The sequence below is a fragment of the Actinomycetota bacterium genome (assembly GCA_023488435.1).
Taxonomy (GTDB): Bacteria; Actinomycetota; Coriobacteriia; order Anaerosomatales; family UBA912; genus UBA912.
In genome coordinates, this window is record JAMDCK010000021.1 from 1 (window position 1) to 24,237 (window position 24,237).

A 24,237-nucleotide genomic window follows, 5' to 3' on the forward strand; every position below is an offset into this window, starting at 1 on the left:
GAGCAGGGGCTTCTCGGCATACGCAAGGCGCTGGGGCTCTATGCGAACCTGCGGCCAGTCAAGCTCTTCCCAGCGCTCGTGGGTGCGTCCGCACTCAAGCCTGAGGTGCTCGACGGCGTCGACATGCTCATCGTGCGCGAGCTGACTGGCGGACTTTACTTCGGCGAGAGGCAGCGCCTCTACAACGTGGCCGGCGCGGGTACGGGCGGCGGGCCGGGCCAACGCGCGTTCGACACGATGGACTATCGCGAGTTCGAGGTCGAGCGCATCGCGCGCACCGCGTTCGAGGCCGCGCGGACGCGGTCCGGGCGCGTTCACTCGGTCGACAAGGCCAACGTGCTCGAGACCAGCCGGATGTGGCGCGAGATCGTCCACCGCTTACACGCCGAGGAGTTCTCAGACATCGAGCTTGTCGACCAGCTCGTGGACAACACCGCGATGCAGCTCATCAGGTGGCCGGCCCAGTTCGATGTCATCGTCACCGAGAACATGTTCGGCGACATACTCTCCGACGAAGCTTCGATGCTCACAGGTTCACTCGGCATGCTTGCCAGCGCATCTCTGGGTGACGGCTCCGCGCTCTACGAGCCCAGCCACGGCAGTGCGCCGGACATCGCAGGCCAAGGTGTCGCCAATCCGCTCGCGATGTTGCTCTCCGTCGAGCTGATGCTCAGACACAGTTTCGGCATGAACGATGCCGCGGATCGCCTCTCCTCGGCGATCGAGCATGTACTCGCCGATGGCTGGCGGACCGCTGATATCGCGGATGAGACCACCTCCCCCGACAAGCGGGTCGGCACTTCGGCGATGGGAGACATGGTCGCCAGCCGCATAAACTGAGGATAGGCTCCCCGACATGCATGCTGCTCAACAATCGAAGTCATCGCCACCAGCCTGGCTCATCGTCAGCACGGTTTCGGCCTTGGTGCTGATCGGTGTCGGTGGCTACTTGCTCTTCCTCACCCAGCGCGATTTCTTCGATGAGAGCGCCAAACACTCCCTCACGACAGTTTCTGCCGTCAAAGTCGACCAGATCGTGCAGTGGCGTGAAGAGCGTTTTCGGGACGCCGGTCATGTGACGGCCTCTATCGGCGCGACAAGGGTTGCGGTGTGGATTGAAGAGCCCGACAGCCTCGACGAGGCGCTTGTTGCCCAGTGGCTTTCGACTTCGTACGCTCCCAGCTACTACACGGGAGCGACCATAGCCGATGGTTCCGGTTTGATTAGAATGACTTCAGGCGCGGTGAGTCCGCACATGACTGACCCGCTGCTTCGCGCCATTGAGAAAGCGATGCAGACGGGGCAGCCGCAGATCACCGATCCCTATGTCGCAGCCGAGGGAGAACATGCAAAGGTGCATCTAGTGGCACCGCTCTTCGATTCCACCGCCGTAGAGCGGCAAGTCACAGGTGTTGTGTTCCTTTGCATGAACGCCGAGGCTACTCTCTTTCCGCTGATCGCCGTGGATCCGCTCGGCAGTGAAACTGCCGAGACCGTGCTGCTCAGACGTGACGGCGAATACGTCCACTTCCTCAACAATCTACGACATGTCGATAATTCCGATCTGTCCTTCAGGGTTCCGCTGACTCGCACCGGCGTCCCCGCCGTCAACGCGGTGCTTGGAGAGATCGGGACGATGCACGGAGAAGACTACAGAGGCGTGCGTGTACTTGCTAGGTTAGATCAAGTTCCAAGCACTCCTTGGAGTGTCGTTACCAAGATCGACGAGGAAGAGGTATTCGCGGGGTGGCGGCTCGAAGCGTGGACGATATGGATCGGCACCTTGATTCTGATGCCCTCAGCCGTCGGCACTGCGGGGATGATCAAGCAGCGGATCGACCTCTCTCAGAGGGCTGCCCTTTTCGAGTCGGAACGCGAGCGACTGGCGACTCAGCAAGCTCTGACCCTGAGCCAACAGTGGCTTTCTTTGGCATCAGAGGCGGCGAGCCAGGGATTTTGGGACTACGACATCCCAACGGGTCGGATTGAGATCAACCGCTCTTTCGCCACGATGTATGGATTCGACCCAGACACTTTCGTTGAATCGTACTCCGCGTGGGCAGGGCGACTCCATCCCGACGACAGGACCCGTGTTGAGGCCGAGTTGAGGGATTACATCGAGGGCGCAGCTCCCGAATACAGGGCTATATATCGAACGATGAATGCCGACGGGGCATGGCTGTGGACCCTGTGCATCGGGAGTGTCACTCACCGCGATGAGCAGGGCACTCCGTTGCGCATGCTCGGCGTTGACACGGACATCACCTCACTCAAAGAGGCGCAGATCGAAGCGGCGGCGGCTCGTCAGCTTCTGCAAGATATTCTCGACACCATTCCCGTCAGAGTCTTCTGGAAGGACCTTGAGTCGCGATACCTTGGATGCAATAAACCGTTTGCAGTCGATGCCGGGTATGCCTCGCCAGATGAAATTGCGGGCAAGAGCGACTATGACCTAAGTTGGGCGGAAAAAGCCGAATCGTTCCGAGCCGACGATCGCAATGTTATCGACAACGGGGCGATGCCGCTGGGAGTTGAGGAGCCCGGGCTGTCGGCAACAGGCGAGAGTATTTGGCTGCGCACCAACAAGGTTCCAATGCGGAACGAACACGGGAGCATCATCGGGGTGATTGGCACTTATGAGGACATCACCTCAGAGAAGCTGACAAAACTCGAACTTGCGCAGCTCAACGAGAACCTCGAGCAGCTGGTGGATGAGCGCACCGAGGAGCTCTCAGCGGCCCTGCAGGAACTGCAGACCCTTTTCGAGGATCTCAGGGAGGTCAACGAGCAGCTCACTTCTGCCAACGAAGCGAAGACCGTGTTCCTGCGCTCGATGAGCCATGAGCTTCGGACGCCGTTGAACTCGGTGATTGGATTTTCGTCCCTGTTACTGCAAGGAGCAGCAGGGCCGACGACTGGGGAGCAAGAAAAGCAGCTTGAGATGATCAACCTATCCGGCAAGCATCTACTTGAGCTCATCAACGACATCCTCGATCTGTCGCGCATCGAGGCGGGTAGCGTCCAGCTGACACGCACGGTTTTCTCGGTGGAGGAGCTAGTGAGGGAAGTCGTGGAATCAGTAGCGCCTCAGGCGGCGAGCAAGTCGCTTTTGCTTTCGCACGAGGTATCCGAGCCAGCCCTTCTGCTGGATTCTGATCGCATCCGTGTCAGGCAGATACTGCTGAACCTGCTCGGCAACGCCATCAAGTTCACAGACGAGGGCTCGATCACAATCCGTGCGTGGCGCCCCGCCGACGGCGAGGTCGCCTTCTCGGTCATCGACACCGGCTGCGGGATTTCGGCCACAGATTATGAACGCATCTTCGAGGATTTCGTGAAGGCTCGACAAAATCCCCCATGTGCGGTGGAAGGCACTGGCCTAGGACTTCCGATATCCCGCACCCTGACGACCTTGCTTGGCGGCACATTGACTGTCGAGAGCACTCCTGGCGAGGGTTCAACTTTCACTCTTCGGTTACCGGAAAGACCCGCGGGGGACTTCGACTCCACATGGATGAAAGGGGCACCGATGCTGAGAGGCGACGGTTACCGATTGAACAACGCGATACGCACATCCATTCTGACTTCAATCCTTGCGATCACAGCACTCGGCATTATGGGGTGTACGACTCCCGAAGCGCCCACCGATGCACAAACGTCGGTCTTGGAGACCCCTGAAGAGGGCGCTGAGCGCCTCCTGACCGAGCTCCCAACCTCAACCTTCACTGAGCAGCAAGCCCTCGAAGCCCGGGGCGCTCTTCGCGACGCGGTGATCGAAGGGGCTTCCTCATCTACCGACTGGCTTGCAATCAACGAGGATGGATCGTTCGAAGCCACCGGCATCTTGCAAGGGGGCGGCTCCTGGGATGGCGCCGGGGGCGAGCACATCCTCGTGGGACTCAAAGTCCCGCAGGTCGTTGGTGATGTGACCGTCTATCATGTCATCCCCCTGATCTTCGAGGCACAGGCCCAGGTCACAAGCAGGGGAGAGCAGCACTCCATCGAGGCTGTGATGTGGCCCTCCGAGGGAGCATCGGTCGATTATGGTGGGTACTGGGCCACGGCGCGATTTTCGGTTCAAGACGGCTGGATCAGAGGTGAGTCCCTCGCCTTCACCGATCGGGAAGTCGTTTGGGGTGCTTGGCCGGATGACTATCCCGCATCGGCGGACACCTTCAATCTTGCAGGCTTTTTGGCTTGTTGGCTTTCTGCGGAGCCTGGGGAGCAGGGATTCGCAGGTAGTTTCGATGTGACGGTGGTGGACCATCTTGGGTCGGCGGCCATCTACCATGTGGCGCAGGTTTTCTACGAGCAGCAAGACGACGTTCCTGCTGGGCTACTGTTGATGTCGAGCGATGCATCGGAGCCCATCAAACCGCAGGCACTGGCAGTTCGCTTGGTCGATGATAAGCTGGTGGTCGATGGGGCGGATCGGTGACGGGCAACCGAGCTCCAAGCGAATGCGCCGATCTTGGAGGGAGTGCACCCGTGGGGAGAAGCGCCTGGATGAGATATGCTGTTCGACTGCTCGGAGTGATTGCGCTCCAAGCAGCTTTCTTCCTCGTTGCGATCCTCGTCGTGATTCCAGCGCTGCCCCAGACCGCTGAGGCGATCCGGGCTGTAGTCATCGTCACCGGATACCTGTTGCCTCTAGCGCCAGGGCTATTGGTCCCCCGAGAGTGGACGGCGCGTCGCCGGTTGATCGTCTCGGGCGCTTCAACTGCTGTCTTGGCATCGATCCTCAACGTCGAAGCACCTGCGATCGGTCTCAGTGCCGAGGTCGGACTCTTGTTCTTCGCAGTGCAAGTCTTTCTGTCCTCACTGATCTCGCTCTTTCCAGAGAAATCCACGCAGCCACAGACCACGTAGCTTTCAGTCCCAGACACCCGGATCACACCGCCCCTGTCATGGCACCGCCGCTTTGGAGTAAACTGTGAGGCTACAACGGGCGAAGCGGAAGTGAAGGGGTGCACAGATGGCTCTATCCAAGGCCGAGAAGATATGGATGGACGGCGAACTCGTCGACTGGGACAAGGCGCAGGTCCACGTGCTCACACACGCTCTCCACTACGGCTCCGGGGTTTTTGAAGGCATCCGCTGCTACAAGACCGACGACGGCCCCGCTGTCTTCCGCCTGACAGAGCACATGGAGCGCCTGGAGCGTAGCGCTGCGATGCTCCTGATGGATATAGGCTACAGCGTCGACGAGACGGTCGCCGCGGTCAAAGACCTCATCCGAGTCAACCGCCTTCAGTCCTGCTACGTGCGTCCACTCGTCTTCCGCGGCTACGGTGTCATGGGCCTTGATCCGCTCCCGGCACCGGTCGGCATAGCCATCGCGGCATGGCCGTGGGCGACCTATCTGGGCGAGGAAGCCATCAAGCACGGCGTGGCCGTCGGCGTCTCGAGCTGGAGACAGCGCGGGATCAACTCGACCCCACCGGCGATCAAGGCCACCGGTCAGTACATCAACTCCTCGCTCGCCAGGATCGAAGCGAACCGACATGGCTACGCCGAAGCGGTGCTTCTGAACGAGGAAGGTAAGGTTTGCGAAGGGACCGGCGAGAACCTCTTCATCATCAAGAAGGGTGTGATCCACACACCGCCTGTCTCGGACGGCATCCTTGAAGGCATCACGCGCGACAGCATCATGAATCTTGCCTGCGCACTGGGCATCGAGGTCAGGGAGACCTCGCTCGTGCGCACCGACCTCTACACAGCCGACGAGATGTTCATGACCGGCTCAGCAGCTGAGGTCGTCCCCGTCAACTCGGTCGACGGCCGAGTGATAGGGGAGCCTGGACCGATCACGGTGGAGCTGCAGAAGTACTTCTTCCGAGTCGTGGAGGGCAAGGAACCGGCTTTCGCACACTGGATCGAGCATGTATAACCGGACACGACCCGCAGGGTAGGCGACTCGGATGATCACTCTTTACGACACCACACTGCGCGACGGGACCCAGCGAGAGGGCCTCACGCTTTCGGTTGGAGACAAGATCCGCATCGCCCAACGCCTCGACGTCCTCGGCATACACTACATCGAGGGCGGATTCCCGGGTTCCAACCCAAAGGACGCCGAGTTCTTCAAGCGCGTCCGCGACGTTGCGTTCGAGAACGCTCAGATCACCGCCTTTGGCGCTACCTGCCGAAAGGGTGCCTCGGCGGAGACCGATCCGGGACTTCTGGCGTTGCTGGAGACCGGGTGTGACACGCTGTGCATCTTCGGTAAGGCGTGGGATCTCCACGTGACCGAGGCGCTCGGTGCGACTCTGGCTGAGAACGTGCGCATGGTCCACGATAGCGTCGCTTTCCTCAAGGCGGCCGGCAAGCAGGTCTTCTTCGATGCTGAGCACTTCTTCGACGGCTACGCCAACGATGCGTCATATGCGATCGAGGTGTGTCAGGCGGCTGCTTCGGCCGGTGCGGATGCGATCGTGCTCTGTGACACGAACGGCGGCATGATGCCACATCAGGTGCTCTCGGCAGTGACTGCGATGTCGCTAGTCATCGATGCGCCGTTGGGGATCCACGCTCACAACGATACCGGTTGCGCCGTGGCCAACTCGCTGCTTGCGGTCGAGGCTGGCTGCGTCCAGGTTCAGGGAACCGCGAACGGTTATGGCGAGCGCGCTGGCAACGCCGACCTGCTGACGATCATCCCGTCGCTCGTGCTCAAGATGGGCAAGGAGTGCATCACCAAAGAGCAGCTCAAGCTGCTCACAGAGGTCAGCCACTTCATCGCCGAGACAGCCAACCTCTCGCCTTACCCGCATCAGCCCTATGTGGGCATCTCGGCGTTCGCGCACAAAGGCGGCGTGCACGCTAGCGCCGCGGCGAAGCTGCCCGAGGCTTACGAGCACATCGACCCTGCGTCGGTGGGCAATCTCGCACGAGTGGTCGTGAGCGAACTCGCCGGCCGAGCGTCCTTGACGATGAAGGCGAAGGAGATGGGCATCGACCTTACCGGTGATGCCGAGACGGTCGCCGAAGTCCTCGACAGCATCAAGCAGCTCGAGCACGAGGGTTACAGCTTCGAGACCGCGGACGGATCGCTCGAACTGATGTTGCGCAAGAAGCTGGGTACCTACGAGCCGCTTTTCCGCCTCGAGTCGTTCCGCTGCATCATGGAGAAGCGCGAGGACGGCAAAGTGGCGACCGAAGCGACCATCAAGATCCACGTCGGCGGCCACCGGTATATCGCAACCGCCGAAGGCAACGGTCCGGTCAACGCTTTGGACAAGGCGCTCCGAATCGCGATGGGCAGATTCTATCCGCACCTGGAGGACTTCGAGCTCGTCGACTACAAAGTGCGGGTCCTGGAGGAGAAGAAGGGGACTGCGGCAGTCACCCGAGTTCTCATTGAGACGAGCGATGGCGAGAAGTCTTGGGGGACGGTGGGCGTTAGCGAGAATATCATCGAGGCATCGTGGGATGCGCTCGTCGATGGAGTGGAGCACGGGCTGGCCCATCCGCTGGCGCAGTGTGATCACGGCCCGAAGACTGCATAGACGATAAAGGATTCGCGGCTTCCGTATGGAATCTATAGACCAGGGGTACGGCATAGATGAGATCCGGAGGCGCAAGATGCGCGTCGTCAGAGTCCTTAGCGACTGTGATTGCCGCTATGGACTAGCGGACGCTCAGACCGTCACTCTGATCTCCGACGAGCCTTTTGCGGCGTGGGAGACGGAGCGCACCCTATCACTGCACGAGGCATCACTCCTCACCCCTGTCGTTCCAACAAAGATCGTCTGTGTGGGCCTGAACTATCGAGGACATGCAGCTGAGTTGGGCCAGCCGATTCCGCAAGAGCCGGTGATCTTCCTCAAGCCCCCGACCACCATCAACAAACCTGAAGGCGAGATCGTCATCCCGCCGGGCATCGGTCAGGTCGATTACGAGGCCGAACTGGCAGTGGTCATCGGTAGGCACACGCATAATGCCTCGCCTGCCGAAGCCAGACAGAGCATCCTTGGCTACACCTGCGCTAACGACGTGACCGCTCGCGAAATCCAACGCCGCGACGGCCAGTGGACCCGCGCCAAGAGCTTCGACGGCTTCTGCCCTTTGGGGCCTTGGGTCGAGACCGACGTCGAGCCCGACGACCTCCTCGTCGAGGCGATCATCAACGGCGAGGTGAGGCAGGCTGCACGCACCAGCGAGATGATCTTCGGCGTGTACGATCTGGTGTCGTTCATCAGCGGGGTCATGACGCTTCTGCCCGGCGATGTGGTGCTCACGGGCACTCCGGCGGGGATAGGCGCAGTCCGCCCTGGAGACAAGGTCGAGGTGCGCATCGAGGGCATTGGCTCGCTTACGAACACTGTCGTCTGAAGGGCATGCGCCGTCTGTCGAATCGTGGCCGCCTTTCGGCTATGAGCGGACGCAATATGTCGTTTCGGGTGGTATCCTATCTACGATATGTTGTGCCCGACCGCCAATCCCTGGAGGAACCGCCGAGTGTCTGTCGATCGCCTTCGAACACCTGAGGTAGATGAACTGCTGAGGGCTTTAGCCTCGATTCAGAACCCGGATGAAGCCTACGCGCTGCTGCAGGATCTGTGCACTGTGCGCGAGGTTCAGGACATGGCACAGCGGCTTCGAGTGGCGCGGATGTTGGCGGCAGGAGAGCACTACTCGGCGATTAGGCACTCCACGGGTGCTTCGGCGACCACGATCAGTCGAGTCAGCAAGGCACTGAACTACGGGGCCGATGGCTATCGCACGATCATCGCAAGGCTCGATGAGGGGCCAGGCGAGCGCTGACATGTCCTTCGTCCACTTGCACACACACTCAATGTATTCGCTGCTCGACGGTGCGGCTCGCATCACGGATCTTGTGAGCAAGGCCGCTGAGCACAAGATGCCCGCTTTGGCATTGACCGATCACGGGTACATCTATGGGGCCGTCGACTTCTTCCGCCAGGCCAAGAAGGCGGGGGTCAAGCCGATCATCGGTTGCGAGGTCTATTTCACGCCGGGGTCGATATCTCAACGGGAGGGTAAGCCGGAGCTTTATCACCTGTTGCTGCTCGCCAAGAACGATATCGGCTTGGCGAACCTCAAATCGCTACTGAGCGCTGCCGCGGTCGAGGGTTTCTTCTACAAGCCGCGGATCGACATGGAGTTGTTGACTCAGCATTCGGAAGGTCTCATTGGGACGAGCGCCTGCATGAGCGGAATCGTGAGCAAGTCAATCGAGCTGGGCATGGTCGAACAGGCCCGGGAGTGGGCGATCAAGTACTCGCAGATCTTCGCGCCTGGCGACTTCTACCTCGAGATCCAGGATCAGGGGATCGTCGCCGACAACGGGGTGACCCAGCGCCAACTGTGCGAGAAGATCGCAGCCCTCGGCGAGGAGTTAGGCTTGCCGCTCGTGGCGACCAACGACATCCACTACATCTCGCAGGAGGACAGCACCACCCAGGACCTGCTACTTTGCATCGGGACCGGCACCACTCTGAGCGACGAGAAGCGCATGAAGTTCTCGAGCACGGAGTTCTACATGAAGTCACCTGCCGAGATGGCCGAGGTCATGTCGGCGTACCCGCAGGCTCTCGCCAACACGCTTGAGATTGCCGAGAAGTGTTCGGTCGACATCGACTTCGACAGTCTGCACCTCCCGGTCTTCCCGGTTCCGGAAGGCATGACGCAAGAGGGGTACCTGCACGAGCAGTGCGTCAAGGGGCTCAAAGTGAGGTACGGCGATCCAGTGCCCGATAGCGTCATGGCAAGACTCGACTCTGAGATCGCCGTCATCAACGAACACGGCTTTGCGCCGTACTTCCTCGTCGTGGCTGACATCGTGCAGTGGGCGAAGGGGCAGGGAATCGGGGTCGGCCCCGGAAGAGGATCAGCGGCCGGGTCGATCATTGCATACTCGCTAGGCATTACCACGCTGGATCCGATAGCCAACGGCCTTCTGTTCGAGCGCTTCCTCAATCCAGAGAGAAGCGAGATGCCCGACATCGACATCGACTTTGACGACGAACGTCGTGGCGACGTGATCCAGTACATGATCGATGAATATGGTGAGGACAAGGTCGCACAGATAATCACCTTCGGCACCATGAAGGCCCGCGCTGCTGTTCGTGATGCAGGACGGGTTCTCGGCTATCCGTATGGGGTGCCGGATCGCATTTCCAAGATGATCGTCGAGGACCTCAAAGGCACTATCGACTCGTCGCTTGCTCAGAACTCGGAGTTCAAGGCCGACTACGACACCAACATCGACACCAAGAAGATCGTCGACGCCGCCCGCGCGCTCGAGGGCATCGTCCGAGGCGAAGGAGTCCATGCGGCCGGAGTGGTCATCTGCCCGGATCCCGTTCGTACCCACGTGCCAGTGAAGTACGACACGAAGGGTGGCGCGGTCATCACGCAGTGGGACGGCGTGACCGTGGGCGACCTCGGCCTGCTCAAGATGGATATCCTAGGACTCAGGACGCTAACTGCGATCGCCCATGCTGTCCGGGGCATCGAAGAACGACATGGTTTGCGTATCGACCCCGAGCAGATTCCCATCGACGACAAGAAGACCTTCGACCTCCTTAGCCGAGGAGACACCATGGGTGTTTTCCAGGTCGAATCGGCTGGCATGAGACAGCTTCTGAAGAAGATGAAGCCGACCACCTTCGAGGACGTGGTGGCCATCCTTGCGCTCTATCGCCCCGGTCCACTCGGGTCGGGCATGGTCGACGACTTCGTCGAGCGCAAGCTCGGTCGCAAGGAGGTCACCTACTACGACGATCGACTGGCCCCGATCCTGAAGGAGACGTACGGCACCGTCGTCTACCAGGAACAGGTCATGCGCATCTCGATGGAGATGAGTGGCTTCTCGGCGGCTAAAGCGGACAAGCTGCGAAAGGCGATGGGCAAGAAGCTCACAGATGTTCTGGCGGCACTCAAAGGCGACTGGGTCGAGGGTGCCAAAGGCAACGGCTACGACGCCAAGCTCGCTGAGAGCATGTGGAACGACATCGAGCCCTTCGCCGAGTATGCGTTCAACAAATCGCACTCGGCAGCTTATGGGCTGATCACGCTGCAGACCGCTTACCTCAAAGCGCACTACCCAAGCGAGTACATGGCGGCAGTGCTCAGCAGCCATCAGGGTAAGACCGAGAACATCGTCAAGTACGTCGCCGAGTGCAATCGCGCTGGCCTCAAGATTCTGCCGCCGGATGTGAACTCGTCGAACAAGCGGTTCACGGCCGTGGATGAGGGCATCAGATTCGGGCTGGCGGACATCCGTGGCGTGGGTGAAGCCGTCGTGGAAGAGATACTGAAAGCGCGCGAGAAGGGCGGCCCGTTCTCATCGCTGCATGACTTCTGTGAGCGCGTCGAGGCGGGCAAGTTCAACAAGAAGACCCTGGAAGCGCTGGTCAAGGCGGGTGCTTTCGACTCCACCGGATACTCTCGCATGCAGCTATCAGGCCTGGTCGATGAGTGCGTGGAGCTCGCGGCCAGGCGCCACAAGGATCGCCAGAGCGGTCAGGTCTCGATGTTCGATCTCTTCTCGGCAGAGGATGTTGGCGGCATCGATGATATCCCCGAGCCCTCAGGCGAGGAGTGGGACAAGAAGATCAAGCTGACGTTCGAGAAGGAGATGCTAGGCATCTACGTCTCCGATCATCCGCTCAAAGCCATCGCGGGGAAAATCCGCGAGGCCGCAGATTACAGCTTGCTTGAGGTCGAGGACCTGCCTGCAGGCACCATCGCCAGATTCGCAGGGATCCTCTCGGCGGTCGACCGTAAGCCGACGAGGGCCGGCAAGATGATGGCCATCATGACCTTGGAAGACCTTGGCGGCTCCGTGGAAGCGGTGCTTTTCCCGCAGATGTTCGACAAGTTCCGCGATCTAATCGCCGAGGAAGCGCAGGTGTGCCTCAAGGCCAAGATCGAAGAGGATGACCGTGGGCGCAAGCTTATCGTGATGGACGTGACTGCCCTCGAGCCCACAGAGCGCGTGCGTAAGCCCGGCAAAGTGGTCGTAGAGACCGATCACGCGGCCATTGCGAACGGCAGATTCGATGAGCTCAAAGAGCTGGTGGATCGCTATCCGGGGAGTGACACCCTTGAACTGCATCTGCGTGGCTCCGGATCAGTCCGGGTCTTCGCCTGCGGCATGGTGGATCGCTACGAGAACGGTCTTCACGCTGGGCTCATGGAGATGTTCGGCGGTGCGTGCGTCCGCACGTAGGTTGGGGACGCACCTGCGAGGGGTTGACTCGCCTTCGGCATGTGGTATGCTACTCCAGCACTCTATCACTATAGTGCGATGAAGTGGCCGTAGAGGAGATTGAACTGCAATGAGACCCACGACACCAAGAGGCTTTCGCGACATCCTCACACGTGAGGCTCGCGAGCGTGACCAGATATCGAGGTCGATCATCGAGGCACTGGCCGCCTGGGGGTATTCGATCGTTGAGACCCCGATCGTCGAAGAGTACACGACGCTCCAGGTCGGCGTAGGCAAGTCGCTCCAGGGAACCGTGTTCCCGTTCGTCGATACCGACGGAACTTTGCTAGCACTGCGCCCAGAGATGTCGGTCCCGATCGCGAGGCTTGCTGCGACGCGGCTTTCCCAGTCGCCCGGACCACACCGGCTCAGCTACAGCTCGGAGGTCTTCCGCGAGCAAGTCTCGTTGCGCGGGCAGGCCCGGCAGTTCACCCAGGTCGGACTCGAGCTTATCGGTGCGAGCGGCCCTGTCGCCGATGCCGAAGTGGTCGGCACGCTCGTCGAGTCCCTTCGAGCTACGGGGCTTCGCGGGTTCGTGGTCGCTGTGGGCACCGTGGAGGTCCTGCGGTCGATCATCACATCGTCCGATATGGACTCCCAGTGGAAAGATGCTGTCATCGAGGCAGCTCAGAAGCGCAATCTCGTGGCCATCGACCTTTTGGCCGCTCGCGAAGGACTCGATTCTGCAGTCGCTTCTGCACTCAGGGTCGTTCCGCGCCTGCGCGGTGGCCGCGAGGTGATCGCCGAGTGTTCGCAGGTAGCGGGATCCTTCGCTGGAGTCGCGGCTGCCCTCGATCTTCTCGGCGCCACGTGGGATCTACTCGAAGCCTCTGGCGTCCAGGAGTTCGTCTCGATCGACCTGGGCACCATGAGGTCGTTCGACTACTACGCAGGCATGGTCCTCGAGGTCTTCGCGCCGCAGCTCGGCGTCGCAATCGGCGGAGGCGGCCGATACGACCCGGTGATGTCGGAGTTCGGCGACCCTTGTCCGGCCGCTGGCTTTGCGCTCGGACTCGAGAGGGTGCACATCGCACTTTCCGAGCAGGGCGGCGTGAAGCCCTCCCGAGCCCTGGACGCTGTTCTCGGCGGCGAGGCGCAGCAATCGTTCGTGGCGGCAGCCAAGCTTCGGGCCGCGGGGTGGCGGGTGCGTCTCGCTTGCGGGGATCGGGCCAGCGTCGCCGAAGAGGGTCCGCAGTTCGCAGCGAAGCTCGCTTTGTGGGCCTCGGCAGACGGCGTCGTGGTCCTCGGCAGCGATGCGAGCGTCACCGGCACGCTGTCCGAGCCCTTCGGCGAGCCGCCTAGCCAAGCCGAAAGAGAGTCGGAGGTGCGCTCGTGATCGTGAAGCGCTCGATCGAAGCCCACGAAGCCGCCAGCAGATCGCGACTTCGGTTCGCAATCCCGAAAGGCGCCCTGTTCTCAGGGGCCGTCGATGTGCTCTCGCGCATCGGTGTCGACACGCGCGGACTCGAGGAGTCCGGCCGCCAACTCATCGTGGTCACCGACGATTTCGAGTTCGTGATCAGCAAGCCAAGCGACATCCCCATCTACGTTGCCACTGGCGCCGCCGATGTCGGTATCGCAGGCGCGGACGTGCTCGCAGAACTCCAGGTTGACGTCGTGGAGATACTCGACCTCGGGTTTGGGGCGTGCAAGATGGTCGTCGCCGAGCCGCTGGTCCCGCGCGAAGACCCGCAGCAAGTGTACGAGCACCTCGGCGTCATCCGTGTGGCGACCAAGTACCCGCGCATCACCGAGCGCCACTACTCGCGAAAAGGCGTGCAGGTCGAGGTCGTCAAGCTAAACGGCAACATCGAGATCGCCCCACTCATCGGCATGGCGGACCAGATCGTCGACATCACGCAGACTGGGACCACCCTGCGCAAAAACGATCTGCGGATCGTCGAGGATGTCATGTTCGCTTCGGCGAGATTCATCGCCAATCCCGGCAGTCTGCGGACCCGTTCATTACAAGTCGGTGAACTCGTGCAGGCTTTGGGCGGTCTGAAGGTACAATGAAGATGATCGCCGGATTTCCCGGGCGACACGAGGAAAGGTCGATTCAACGATGATCCGCCGAATAGATCTCGAACCAGGAGCCAAGCTCACCGAGGACCAACTTGCGCGCACTTCCAGCATCGACGCTGAGGTACTGTCCGTAGCGGCAAGGATCATCGACGAGGTCCGTCGACGCGATGACGAGGCGCTTTTCGACTACACCAAGCGCTTCGATAGCGTCGAGCTCACCACCCTTCGGGTAACCGCCGAGGAGATCTCGGACGCTATGACCTCCGTCGACGATGAGTTTCTCGACGCGGTCTCGGCTGCCGCCTCGGCGATCGAGGATTTCCATGCCCGCCAGGTGACGCAGTCGTGGTTCACGACTCACGAGGGCGGGATATTCCTGGGACAGAAGGTCACGCCGCTCTCGCGCGTAGGCATCTATGTGCCCGGCGGACGGGCGTGCTACCCCTCAAGCGTGCTGATGGGCGCGATTCCTGCGCTGGTCGCAGGCGTGGACGAGGTCGTCATGGTGGCCCCGCCCGATTCAAGCGGGAACATCAACCCGTACACGCTGGCCGCTGCCGCGATCGTCGGCATCGACGAGATTTACAAGGTGGGCGGGGCGCAGGCGATCGCCGCCCTGGCATTCGGAACGCGATCGATCCCGCGTGTCGACAAGATCGTCGGCCCGGGCAACGCTTATGTGACCGCCGCCAAGAAGCTCGTGATGGGCGATTGCGGAATCGACATGCTTGCCGGTCCTTCGGAGGTACTGATACTCGCCGACGAGACCGCGGTCCCGCTCTTCGTGGCGATCGACCTCATGGCGCAGGCGGAGCACGATCCCCGTGCGGCCACCTACTTGGTGACCACCGACCCGGACCTTCCCGCAGAGGTCGAGGAGGCGCTGGGAGTGCTTCTCGGCGAGTCCCCAAGGGGGGAGATCACCGCGCAGTCCCTCTCGGAGAATGGCGTGTTCATCGTGTGCCCCGACACGCAGACAGCTCTCGACGCGGTGAACCTGATCGCGCCTGAGCACCTAGAGATCCAGACGGTGGACGCGTTCCACCTGCTCAGCGGCATCAAGAACGCCGGCGCCATCTTCCTGGGGCCTTGGACGCCCGAATCCGTGGGCGACTACGTCGCCGGGCCCAACCACGTACTACCCACTGGAGGCACCGCGCGCTTCTCGAATCCGCTTTCGGTCGATGATTTCGTCAAGAAGTCGTCGGTGCTGTCTTACTCGTTCGAGGCGCTCGAGTCAGAGGGCCCCGACGCCATGACCTTTGCGAACAGAGAAGGCTTGTGGGCGCACGAGGCGGCCATCGCACTGAGGCTGGGGATGGTACTCAGTGAGGACGATGATCCCGTACAAGGCGATGATGACACAGGCGGGAGCGAGCCTCGATGAAGAAAGTCAGGGACCCCAAGGACGCACTCGAAGGGCTTGTCCCTTACGATGCCAAGGCCATCAAGGCCGAAGTCGTGCTCTCCAACAACGAGCACCCCGACAACATCCCCAAGGAGATTGCAGCCTGGATCGCCCAGCGGATAGACAAGTTCCAGTTCAACCGCTATCCGGATCCCACGGCCCGGGAACTCAGAACGCTCATCGCCGAAGCGAACGGGCTGGATGCTGCCAACGTGCTTGTCGGGAACGGTGGCGATGAGTTGATTCTAGACATCCTGTTGGCATGGGGTGGCCCCAACCGCAAGGTGCTGGACCTGCCGCCGACTTTCTCGATGTACGCCATCGACGCAAAGATCACTGGAACCGAGCTCGTCAGCATCCCGCGGGACGCGGAGTTCAAGGTCGAAGGCGACGCTGTCCTAGAGCGGCTCGCACAAGGCGACATCGACGTCGTGATGATCGCCAATCCGAACAACCCGACTGGTAACTTATGCCCCGAAACCCTGCTGATCGACATCCTCAATGCTTCCGATGCGCTGGTTGTCGTCGACGAGGCGTACTTCGAGTTCTCCAGGCACACCATGAGGCCGCACATGGACAGGCATCGCAACCTGGTCATCTTGAGGACCTTCTCCAAGGCGTTCTCGATTGCGGGCATGCGGGTGGGCTACCTTCTCGGCCACGAAGATGTTCTCGACGAGATCCGCAAGGTGCGTCAGCCGTACTCGGTGAACGCCTTCTCGCAGTGGGTCGCGCTCAAGGTCTTTCGCGAGAGGGTCGTTTTCGAGAGTGCGATCCGCGAACTCATGCGCGAGCGGGACCGGATCGTCTTCGGCCTCGCTGAGCTCGACGGCGTGGAGGTCTTTTCCTCCGAGGCGAACTTCGTGCTCTTCCGCGTCGAGCATGCCGGTGCGCTGTGGCACGACCTGCTCCACAGTCACTCGGTGTTGGTGCGCGACCTAACGCGCGCCGAAGGATTGCAGGACTGCCTGCGCGTGACGATTGGGTCGCCGGAGGAGAACACGGCGTTCCTGACGGCGATGAGGGCCGCCCTGTCTGCTCGGCGGCTTTCACAGATGATGACCAGCGGGGCTGCTGCCGACCATCCAGCCACGCAAGAGGAGGCGGGGAAGTGACTGACATGACTCGGAAAGCAGCGATTGCGCGGGGCACTTCAGAGACATCGATTCAGCTTGAAGTCGACCTAGACGGTAGCGGTGTTGTGTCGGCGAGGACCGGGATCCCCTTCTTCGACCACATGCTCGATGCTTTCGGCAGGCACTCGCTGATCGACCTCGCCCTCGAGGCCACTGGTGACCTTGAGGTCGACGCGCATCACACGGTCGAGGACGTAGGCATCGTCTTGGGGCAGGCAGTAGCTAAGGCACTCGGCGACAAGTCGGGAATCAAGCGCTTCGGCTCGGCCACCGTTCCCATGGACGAAGCGCTGGTGCTCGCCGCGATCGACATCTCCGGCCGAGGCGGACTCCACTACGAGGTCGACCTGCCAATCGAATTCATCGGCACCTTCGATACGACGCTTGCCAAGGAGTTTCTCATCGCCTTTGCCAGCAATGCAGGCATGACCGTACACATACGGATGCTCGCAGGCGAGAACAGCCACCACATCATCGAAGCGGTGTTCAAGGCTCTGGCCCAGGCACTTCGTGTCGCCGTCGAGCTTGATCCGCGCGTCAAGAGCGTGCCCTCGACAAAGGGTGCCCTGTGATCGCTGTTGTCGATTACGGCATGGGCAACCTCAGAAGCGTGCAGAAGGGATTCGAGTCGGCCGGCGTCAATGGCGTTTCGATCACGAGCGATCCTTCGGCCATAGCCGCCGCCGATGGCATCGTCTTGCCCGGCGTGGGCGCATTTCGTGATGCGATGGCGCATCTTGATGCCAGCGGCATCAAGGAGGCCCTTGTGGCTGCGATAGCTTCCGGCACGCCGTTGCTCGGGATCTGCCTGGGGATGCAGATGCTCGCCGAGACAGGCTTCGAAGATGGCGAATGGCCGGGCCTAGGGGTGATACCCGGAACCTGCGTCCGACTCCCTGATGTGGTAAAAGTGCCGCACATGGGGTGGAACACCGTGGCTTACCCGCAACCCAGCCCGCTCTTTGATGGCATCCCTGCGGGGTCGGCTTTCTACTTCGTTCACAGTTATCGGCTGAATCCCGCGCAGGATTCCTGTATCATCGGAAAAACCGAGCACGGACTGACTTTTGCATCGGCGATCCAGGCAAGCCCGAACGTCTTTGCGGTTCAGTTCCACCCCGAAAAGTCTTCGGATGCCGGATTGCGCCTGCTGGCGAACTTCGGCCGGATCGTACAGGAGAAGATGCAGTGAAAATCCTACCAGCGATCGATATCCTCGACGGCAAAGCCGTGCGCCTCTACCAGGGGCGTCTGGATGCCGTGAAAATCTATAACGACGACCCCGTCGACCAGGCCAGGCAGTGGGCCGACCAAGGTGCGGAGTGGATTCACGTCGTCGACCTCGATGGTGCCGTGTTGGGCGAGCCGAGGAACGCTGAGATCATCGCAGCGATCGTGGCTGCTGTGGATGTGCCTATTCAGACCGGCGGTGGCGTCCGGTCCATGGATACCATCGATAGGCTGTTCGATCTGGGTGTCACCAGGGTTGTTCTCGGCACTGCGCTAGTGTCGGACCCGGATTTAGTGGAGGCAGCCTGCCACAAGCACGAGGGCATCGTCGCTGGAATCGACGCGAAGGACGGTAAAGTCGCGATCGAAGGCTGGAAGCAGGGCACAGAGAGGGGTGTCCTCGAACTCATCCAGGAGCTCAGCGTGCTTGGCCTGAGGCGGGTAGTCTACACCGACATCGGGCGGGACGGCACCCGGACCGGCGTGAATTACGGCGCCTATCGTGCTCTGGTCGATCAGACGGACCTACAGATCATTGCGAGCGGTGGAGTGGCGACGCTGACCGATATCCGGGACCTTGCAACCATCGGCGACCAGGTAGAAGGAGTCATCGTCGGAACGGCTCTCTATGAGAACGAATTCACCCTTCGGCAAGCGATGTCTGCCGCAAGAAATCCCGCGGAGTAGTGATCGCGCTTGCTCTCAGTCCGCGTCATTCCCTGCTTGGACGTCGATAAAGGCCGAGTGGTCAAGGGCGTGAACTTCGTCGATCTTGCGGACATGGGGGACCCGGTCGAGCTTGCCTCGGCGTATGATCGCGCTGGCGCTGATGAGATCGTCTTCCTCGACATCACCGCCACGCATGAGGAGCGCCCCTACATGCGCGAGGTCGCTACCCAGACCGCCGAGAAGGTCTTCATTCCGCTCACGGTCGGTGGCGGGATGCGCAGTGTCGATGACATCCGAGGAATGTTGGCCGCGGGATGCGACAAGGTGTCGGTCAACTCGGCGGCTATCCGCGATCCGGGTCTCATCTCGCGCGCATCGCGATTCTTTGGTGCACAGTGCGTGGTTGTCGCTATCGACGCCAGGCGGGTTCGAGGCTCCAATCCCGCTCGCTGGGAGGTCTTTGTTGCCGGCGGGAGGACCAACACCGGCCTTGATGCGCTGGAGTGGGTCCGGAAGGCGGAGTCCCTGGGTGCGGGTGAAGTGCTCCTGACGAGCATGGATCGGGATGGCACCAAGGACGGATTCGATATCGATCTGACGCGGTCGGTCTCCTCGGCAGTCAATATCCCGACCATCGCGAGCGGTGGGGCAGGGACGCTCGATGACTTCGTCGAGGTCGTTGTTGCAGGACGCGCGGATGCGGTGCTCGCAGCAGGTGTTTTCCACCGAGGTGAGCTCACGATCGCACAGGTCAAGGCGAACATGCGCGACAAGGGCATCAATGTCAGGCTATAGAGGAAAGGGCGTGTGTCATGCAGCGTGAAGAAGGCTTACTGGTACCAGCGGAGCTGACTTTCGATGCCGCCGGATTGATACCTGCCGTCGTTCAACAGCACGATACCGGCGAGGTTCTCATGGTGGCCTACATGAATCTGGAGTCCCTCGAAAAGACTCTGGAGACCAAAGCCACTTGGTTTTGGAGTCGTTCCCGAAAGAAGTATTGGATGAAGGGCGAGAGCTCGGGCAACATTCAGGCGGTCGTGGACGTGCGCTACGACTGCGACGCTGATTGCCTTCTGGTTCTTGTCGATCAGGTCGGAGTCGCCTGTCATACCGAGCGCAGGTCGTGCTTTTACCGATCGCTTCTGGAGGTGGACGCAGATGTCTGAAGTCAGGCACGGCAAGGACGTCGGGCAAGTGCTCTCGGAGCTCTTCGAGGTGCTGGAAAGCAGGCGCGGTCAAGTCGATGTCGGTGGCGAGAGCTACACTGCGCAGCTACTAGCGGGGCCCGAGGATCGCCTGCTCAAAAAGATTGGGGAGGAAGCCACCGAGGTGGTCATGGCAGCCAAAGACGCTGACGCGGTCCAGCTGCGATACGAGATCGCGGATCTTCTCTACCATGTGATGGTCGTGATGGTGCGCTACGGCTTGACGCTCGATGACGTCGCGGATGAACTAGCGGGTCGCCGGAAGAGCTAGAAGCTCGCAAGAGCTATCGGGTCGCGTTCGTCACCTTGATTACATAGCCAGTGCCCGAACAATCAGGACACCGGACATTCTTGGGGCGTCCGCTTGCATCGGTGATGTGGACGACTTTGTTGCCCTTGCACTTTGGGCAAGGCGATTTGCTTATCATCGGCGCGCGGCTCCCTGATCTAAGCTATTCCGCATTATACTGCGAGTGACTGGAATTGTTAAGAAAGATTAGGCTTTCCAGTCATGAGCTTCAGTTCTCACGCCTCAAGTTGCAAAAACGAGGCCAGAGGATTCAACTTTTCGGCCAGGAAGGGGGATGTAGCTCCCGTCAGTTTTGAGTATAATAGGCCGGATAGTGAATAGATGAGATGCTAGGGCCAGCAGGGACATGACCGCGGATTGAATGGAGGAAGTCACTTGAGATCCAGATCGAGCAAGTGGTTGGTAGCGGCACTCGGTGCCGTACTCGTGGCGGCGATGCTCTTCGCTACGGGATGTGCTCCACAAGAGCAGGAGCCTGCACCGCCTCAAGACGAGGTGCAGAGGGGCGGAACACTGAGCTTCTACATCAGTGAGCCTGCGTTCATCGATCCCTTCAACCTACAGGAATCGGAGGGCACCCAGGTCGGCCAAGCACTCTTCGACAGCCTGGTGAGCTTCGACCCAATCACCTCCGAGATCATTCCCGCTGCTGCGGCTAGCTGGGAATCCAACGAGGATGCCACTGTTTGGACCTTCAACCTTGTTGAAGGTGCGACTTTCCACAACGGTCGCGAGGTCACCGCCGCGGACTTCAAGTTCGCCTGGGAGCGCATCGTCAACCCGGAGAACCAGTCTGAGATCTCCTACCACCTCTCTGCGGTGGAGGGCTTTGAAGCAATGGCATCCGGAGCCGCCACTGAGCTTGCAGGTGTCAGGGTCGTAGACGATCTAACCCTTGAAGTAACGCTTTCTTACGCCTTCGCCGACTTTGAGTTTGTCGTCGGCCATCCTGCTCTCGCTCCTGTGCCTCGCGAGGAAGTCGAGCCGGATCCTGCGGCCTTCGGTGCGATGCCGATCGGCAACGGCCCATTCAGAATGAGTGAGCCATGGGCGCGGGATCAGTTCATCAGAATCGAAAGGTTCGAGGACTACTACGGTACCGCACCGAACATCGACGCTGTCGATTTCCGCATCCTTGCCGACATGGACACTGCGTTCCTTGAGTTCCAGGCCGGTAACCTCGACTTCACTCGGATACCGTCGGGCCAGATCGACGCCACGGTCGATCAGTATGGTCGTAGCCCTGATGGCTACACCGCCAACCCCGGCGAGCAAGTCCTCCTCGGCAACGAGTCGGCAACCTACTACCTGCTTATGAACAACACGCAGGAAGTGTTCCAGAACCCACAGGTTCGCGAGGCGCTGTCTCTGGCGATCAATCGCCAGGCAATCTGCGATATCGTCTTCGAGGGAACAAGGACTCCGGCTAGCGGAATCGTGCCTCCTGGCATCGTCGGCTTCACTGAGGATGCGTGGGAGAACTCAAGGTACGATGTCGATGCAGCAAAAGCTGCCCTGGAAGAGGCAGGATTCCCCAACGGCGATGGCCTACCCCCGATCGTGCTTGAGTACAACTCAGGTGCCGGACACGAGGATATCTTGCAGCTGGTCCAGAGCGACTTTGCGGCTATCGGTATCGAGTCCGAGCTCAAGGGTATGGAGTGGGCAGCTTACCTAGATCGACTCGCCGAGAGGACCTACCAGATGGGTCGCTTGGGATGGGTCGCCGACTACCCGATCATGGACAACTTCCTGTACCCGCTCTTCAAGTCAGGTAGCTCTGACAACTTCGCCGGTTACACCAACCCCGAAGTCGACAGGATGCTCGAGCAGGCTCGTAAGACCGTCGATGATGCAGAGCGCATCGCTCTGTACCAAGAGATCGAGGCCGCTATCGGCGCCGATATGCCTGTGATTCCATTGATGTACTACAGCCACACGCGGGTTGCCTCGGAAAGAGTTCGCGATGGCGTGATGAGCCCCAAGGGACTCTTCGCCTTCGAGAGCGTTTGGCTTGCACAGTAAGACTGAATGACGTTCGATAGACCAGGCGTGCCGGGACGTGCTGCATGGCGTCTCGGCACGCAGGGTGTTGGTGGCTGTGGCCGACAAGCGGTGCACAGACGGTAGAGACAAGAGAGTGATGGATGTTCAAGTACGTTGCGCGGCGCCTGCTGCAGATGATCCCGGTATTCCTGGGTGTGACGTTGTTGCTGTTCGTTCTTCGCGCTCCCGGTGTGCTGCCCGGCGATCCCGTAAGGATGATCACTGGCGAACGGGCCATCTCCGAGCAACTTAGGGCTCAGGTGATCAAGGAGCACGCGCTTGATCAACCCCTGCACGTCCAGTACTGGATCTACTTGACCAACCTTGCGCAGGGCGACCTGGGTGAATCCTTTCAGCGTGGTCGCCCCGTGGTCGACATCTTCGCCGAGAAGTTCCCCAACACTTTGCGATTAGCGTTGGCCGCCATATTCATCGAACTTATCGTCGGCGTGGCCGCTGGCATCATTTCGGCTATCAAACGGTACTCTTTTTGGGACGTGTTCGTGACCTTATCAACATCGGTTCTGGTCTCGGTCCCGGTCTTCTGGTTAGGCATGCTCCTGCAGATACTCTTCGGCATACAGATGAAAGAGTGGACCAGCGGAGCGTTCTTCTTACCGATATCTCAGATGTCCTCTGCTCAATTTCCCGATTGGGCACACCTTATACTGCCGGCAATCACGCTCGCTTCCGTTTCAACCGCCTATGTCGCCCGGATTATGCGAAGCCAGATGCTCGAGGCTATGAGCCAGGACTACATCCGCACTGCTCAAGCCAAAGGGCTATCGCGTAATGCGGTCACATTCAAGCATGGTCTGAAGAATGCCATGATCCCAGTGGTCACCTTCATCGGCATAGACTTCGGGGCGATGATGGGTGGGGCCATCCTGACGGAGTCGGTGTTTAGCTGGCCCGGAGTCGGTCGTGAGATATTCCTTGCGGTTGGCCAACGGGACTGGCCCATAGTGATGGGCGGCGTCATCATCGTCGTCATAATCGTGATGATCATCAACCTCCTGGTCGACTTGAGTTACGCCGCTTTGGATCCCAGGATCAAGTACTCGGGAGCGAAGCGATGACTGCTGATCAGACAGTTACAGTTCAGAAGAGTCGTACGTTGTGGGGGGACGCCTGGCGGCGTCTGCGCAAGAATAAGCTTGCCGTAGTTAGCATGGCCTGGGTGGTTCTTATCGTTACGGTTGCCCTCTCAGCCGACCTGTGGGTGCCAACGACGTTTGCTGACCCCCTTGCAATCAACACCACCCCAGGCGCGAGCCTGCAGGCTCCTTCGGCAGAGCATCCTTTTGGGACGGATAGGTTGGGCAGGGATGTCCTCTCCCGAGTCATATATGGAGCCCGCATATCACTTGCGGTCGGCCTCATCGCCGTTGCGATATCGCTCGTCATCGGTTTGACCTTGGGTGCGATATCGGGCTACTTCGGCGGGCTCGTTGACACTCTTGTCATGCGCAGTGCCGATGTGTTCTTCGCTTTCCCGTACATCCTTTTTGCAATAGCGCTCGTCGCAGTATTGGGGCCCAGCTATCAGAACGTGTTCATAGCGATCGGGATATTAGGCTGGCCCGCCATTGCGCGGGTCTTTAGAAGCTCGATCCTTTCGGTCAAGCAGAACGAGTATGTCGATGCCGCCAGGGCCATGGGCGCCTCTCATGTTCGCATACTGTTCAGGCACATCATGCCCAACGCTATAGCGCCTATCATCGTCTACGGAACGATGAGTATCGGTGGTGCCATCATCACCGAAGCGGCACTATCGTTCCTTGGGATGGGGGTCCAGCCGCCGACGCCCTCGTGGGGCCTGATGCTTTCCGATGCCAGGGCGCTGATGTTCGTTGCGCCGTGGCTTGTCTTCTGGCCGGGGCTGGCGATCCTAACTACGGTTCTGGCGTTCGTTCTCATGGGCGATGGTTTGCGCGACGCACTTGACGTGAAGATGAAGGACTGAG

General features: G+C 60.3%; 21 protein-coding genes. All 21 read left to right on the forward strand.

The genetic code is table 11. The features are described from left to right. Positions 1–840, forward strand: an 840-nt coding sequence (locus tag M1617_02855; GenBank protein ID MCL5887226.1) for a 3-isopropylmalate dehydrogenase, incomplete at its 5' end; no start/stop codon positions are given. Positions 841–856: 16 nt separating this feature from the next. Next, the gene (locus M1617_02860) at positions 857–4,438 is read left to right on the forward strand and encodes an ATP-binding protein (GenBank protein ID MCL5887227.1); all 3,582 of its coding nucleotides are present in this window, start codon (positions 857–859) and stop codon (positions 4,436–4,438) included. Positions 4,439–4,506: 68 nt separating this feature from the next. After that, positions 4,507–4,869 (forward strand): hypothetical protein, encoded by a 363-nt coding sequence (locus M1617_02865; protein MCL5887228.1) that lies wholly within the window; start codon positions 4,507–4,509, stop codon positions 4,867–4,869. Positions 4,870–4,975: 106 nt separating this feature from the next. Continuing rightward, complete coding sequence (locus M1617_02870) at positions 4,976–5,890, forward strand: branched-chain amino acid transaminase (GenBank protein ID MCL5887229.1); 915 nt, start codon at positions 4,976–4,978, stop codon at positions 5,888–5,890. A gap of 31 nt (positions 5,891–5,921) precedes the next feature. After that, positions 5,922–7,508, forward strand: a complete 1,587-nt coding sequence (gene cimA / locus M1617_02875; GenBank protein ID MCL5887230.1) for a citramalate synthase — start codon at positions 5,922–5,924, stop codon at positions 7,506–7,508. Between the two features lie 25 nt (positions 7,509–7,533). Further along, positions 7,534–8,334, forward strand: a complete 801-nt coding sequence (locus tag M1617_02880) for a fumarylacetoacetate hydrolase family protein (GenBank protein ID MCL5887231.1) — start codon at positions 7,534–7,536, stop codon at positions 8,332–8,334. 126 nt (positions 8,335–8,460) lie between these two features. Beyond that, positions 8,461–8,766 (forward strand): YerC/YecD family TrpR-related protein, encoded by a 306-nt coding sequence (locus M1617_02885; protein MCL5887232.1) that lies wholly within the window; start codon positions 8,461–8,463, stop codon positions 8,764–8,766. Continuing rightward, complete coding sequence (dnaE, locus tag M1617_02890) at positions 8,744–12,199, forward strand: DNA polymerase III subunit alpha (protein ID MCL5887233.1); 3,456 nt, start codon at positions 8,744–8,746, stop codon at positions 12,197–12,199. Before M1617_02885 ends, dnaE begins: the two co-directional genes overlap by 23 nt. A 109-nt stretch (positions 12,200–12,308) precedes the next feature. Next, complete coding sequence (gene hisZ, locus M1617_02895; GenBank protein ID MCL5887234.1) at positions 12,309–13,574, forward strand: ATP phosphoribosyltransferase regulatory subunit; 1,266 nt, start codon at positions 12,309–12,311, stop codon at positions 13,572–13,574. A 2-nt stretch (positions 13,575–13,576) separates the two neighbouring features. Beyond that, positions 13,577–14,254, forward strand: coding sequence for an ATP phosphoribosyltransferase (gene hisG / locus M1617_02900; protein ID MCL5887235.1), 678 nt, complete (start codon positions 13,577–13,579; stop codon positions 14,252–14,254). 49 nt (positions 14,255–14,303) lie between these two features. Then, a complete protein-coding gene (gene hisD / locus M1617_02905) occupies positions 14,304–15,650 on the forward strand; it encodes a histidinol dehydrogenase (protein MCL5887236.1) in 1,347 nt (448 codons plus the stop codon). Further along, positions 15,647–16,786, forward strand: coding sequence for a histidinol-phosphate transaminase (gene hisC, locus M1617_02910; protein MCL5887237.1), 1,140 nt, complete (start codon positions 15,647–15,649; stop codon positions 16,784–16,786). The genes hisD and hisC overlap by 4 nt, the downstream gene beginning before the upstream one ends. A gap of 5 nt (positions 16,787–16,791) precedes the next feature. After that, positions 16,792–17,379: an imidazoleglycerol-phosphate dehydratase HisB gene (gene hisB, locus M1617_02915; GenBank protein ID MCL5887238.1), complete on the forward strand. Its 588-nt coding sequence runs from the start codon at positions 16,792–16,794 to the stop codon at positions 17,377–17,379. Next, positions 17,376–17,999, forward strand: a complete 624-nt coding sequence (hisH, locus tag M1617_02920) for an imidazole glycerol phosphate synthase subunit HisH (protein MCL5887239.1) — start codon at positions 17,376–17,378, stop codon at positions 17,997–17,999. The genes hisB and hisH overlap by 4 nt, the downstream gene beginning before the upstream one ends. Then, positions 17,996–18,724, forward strand: a complete 729-nt coding sequence (gene hisA / locus M1617_02925; protein ID MCL5887240.1) for a 1-(5-phosphoribosyl)-5-[(5-phosphoribosylamino)methylideneamino]imidazole-4-carboxamide isomerase — start codon at positions 17,996–17,998, stop codon at positions 18,722–18,724. Before hisH ends, hisA begins: the two co-directional genes overlap by 4 nt. Before the next feature lie 9 nt (positions 18,725–18,733). Beyond that, the gene (gene hisF, locus M1617_02930; protein ID MCL5887241.1) at positions 18,734–19,501 is read left to right on the forward strand and encodes an imidazole glycerol phosphate synthase subunit HisF; all 768 of its coding nucleotides are present in this window, start codon (positions 18,734–18,736) and stop codon (positions 19,499–19,501) included. A gap of 17 nt (positions 19,502–19,518) precedes the next feature. After that, the gene (gene hisI, locus M1617_02935; GenBank protein MCL5887242.1) at positions 19,519–19,875 is read left to right on the forward strand and encodes a phosphoribosyl-AMP cyclohydrolase; all 357 of its coding nucleotides are present in this window, start codon (positions 19,519–19,521) and stop codon (positions 19,873–19,875) included. Beyond that, a complete protein-coding gene (gene hisE / locus M1617_02940; protein ID MCL5887243.1) occupies positions 19,868–20,185 on the forward strand; it encodes a phosphoribosyl-ATP diphosphatase in 318 nt (105 codons plus the stop codon). The genes hisI and hisE overlap by 8 nt, the downstream gene beginning before the upstream one ends. Before the next feature lie 414 nt (positions 20,186–20,599). Further along, positions 20,600–22,249: an ABC transporter substrate-binding protein gene (locus tag M1617_02945; protein ID MCL5887244.1), complete on the forward strand. Its 1,650-nt coding sequence runs from the start codon at positions 20,600–20,602 to the stop codon at positions 22,247–22,249. A 122-nt stretch (positions 22,250–22,371) separates the two neighbouring features. After that, a complete protein-coding gene (locus M1617_02950; GenBank protein MCL5887245.1) occupies positions 22,372–23,349 on the forward strand; it encodes an ABC transporter permease in 978 nt (325 codons plus the stop codon). Then, complete coding sequence (locus M1617_02955) at positions 23,346–24,236, forward strand: ABC transporter permease (GenBank protein ID MCL5887246.1); 891 nt, start codon at positions 23,346–23,348, stop codon at positions 24,234–24,236. The genes M1617_02950 and M1617_02955 overlap by 4 nt, the downstream gene beginning before the upstream one ends. The last annotated feature ends 1 nt before the right edge of the window (position 24,237 follow it).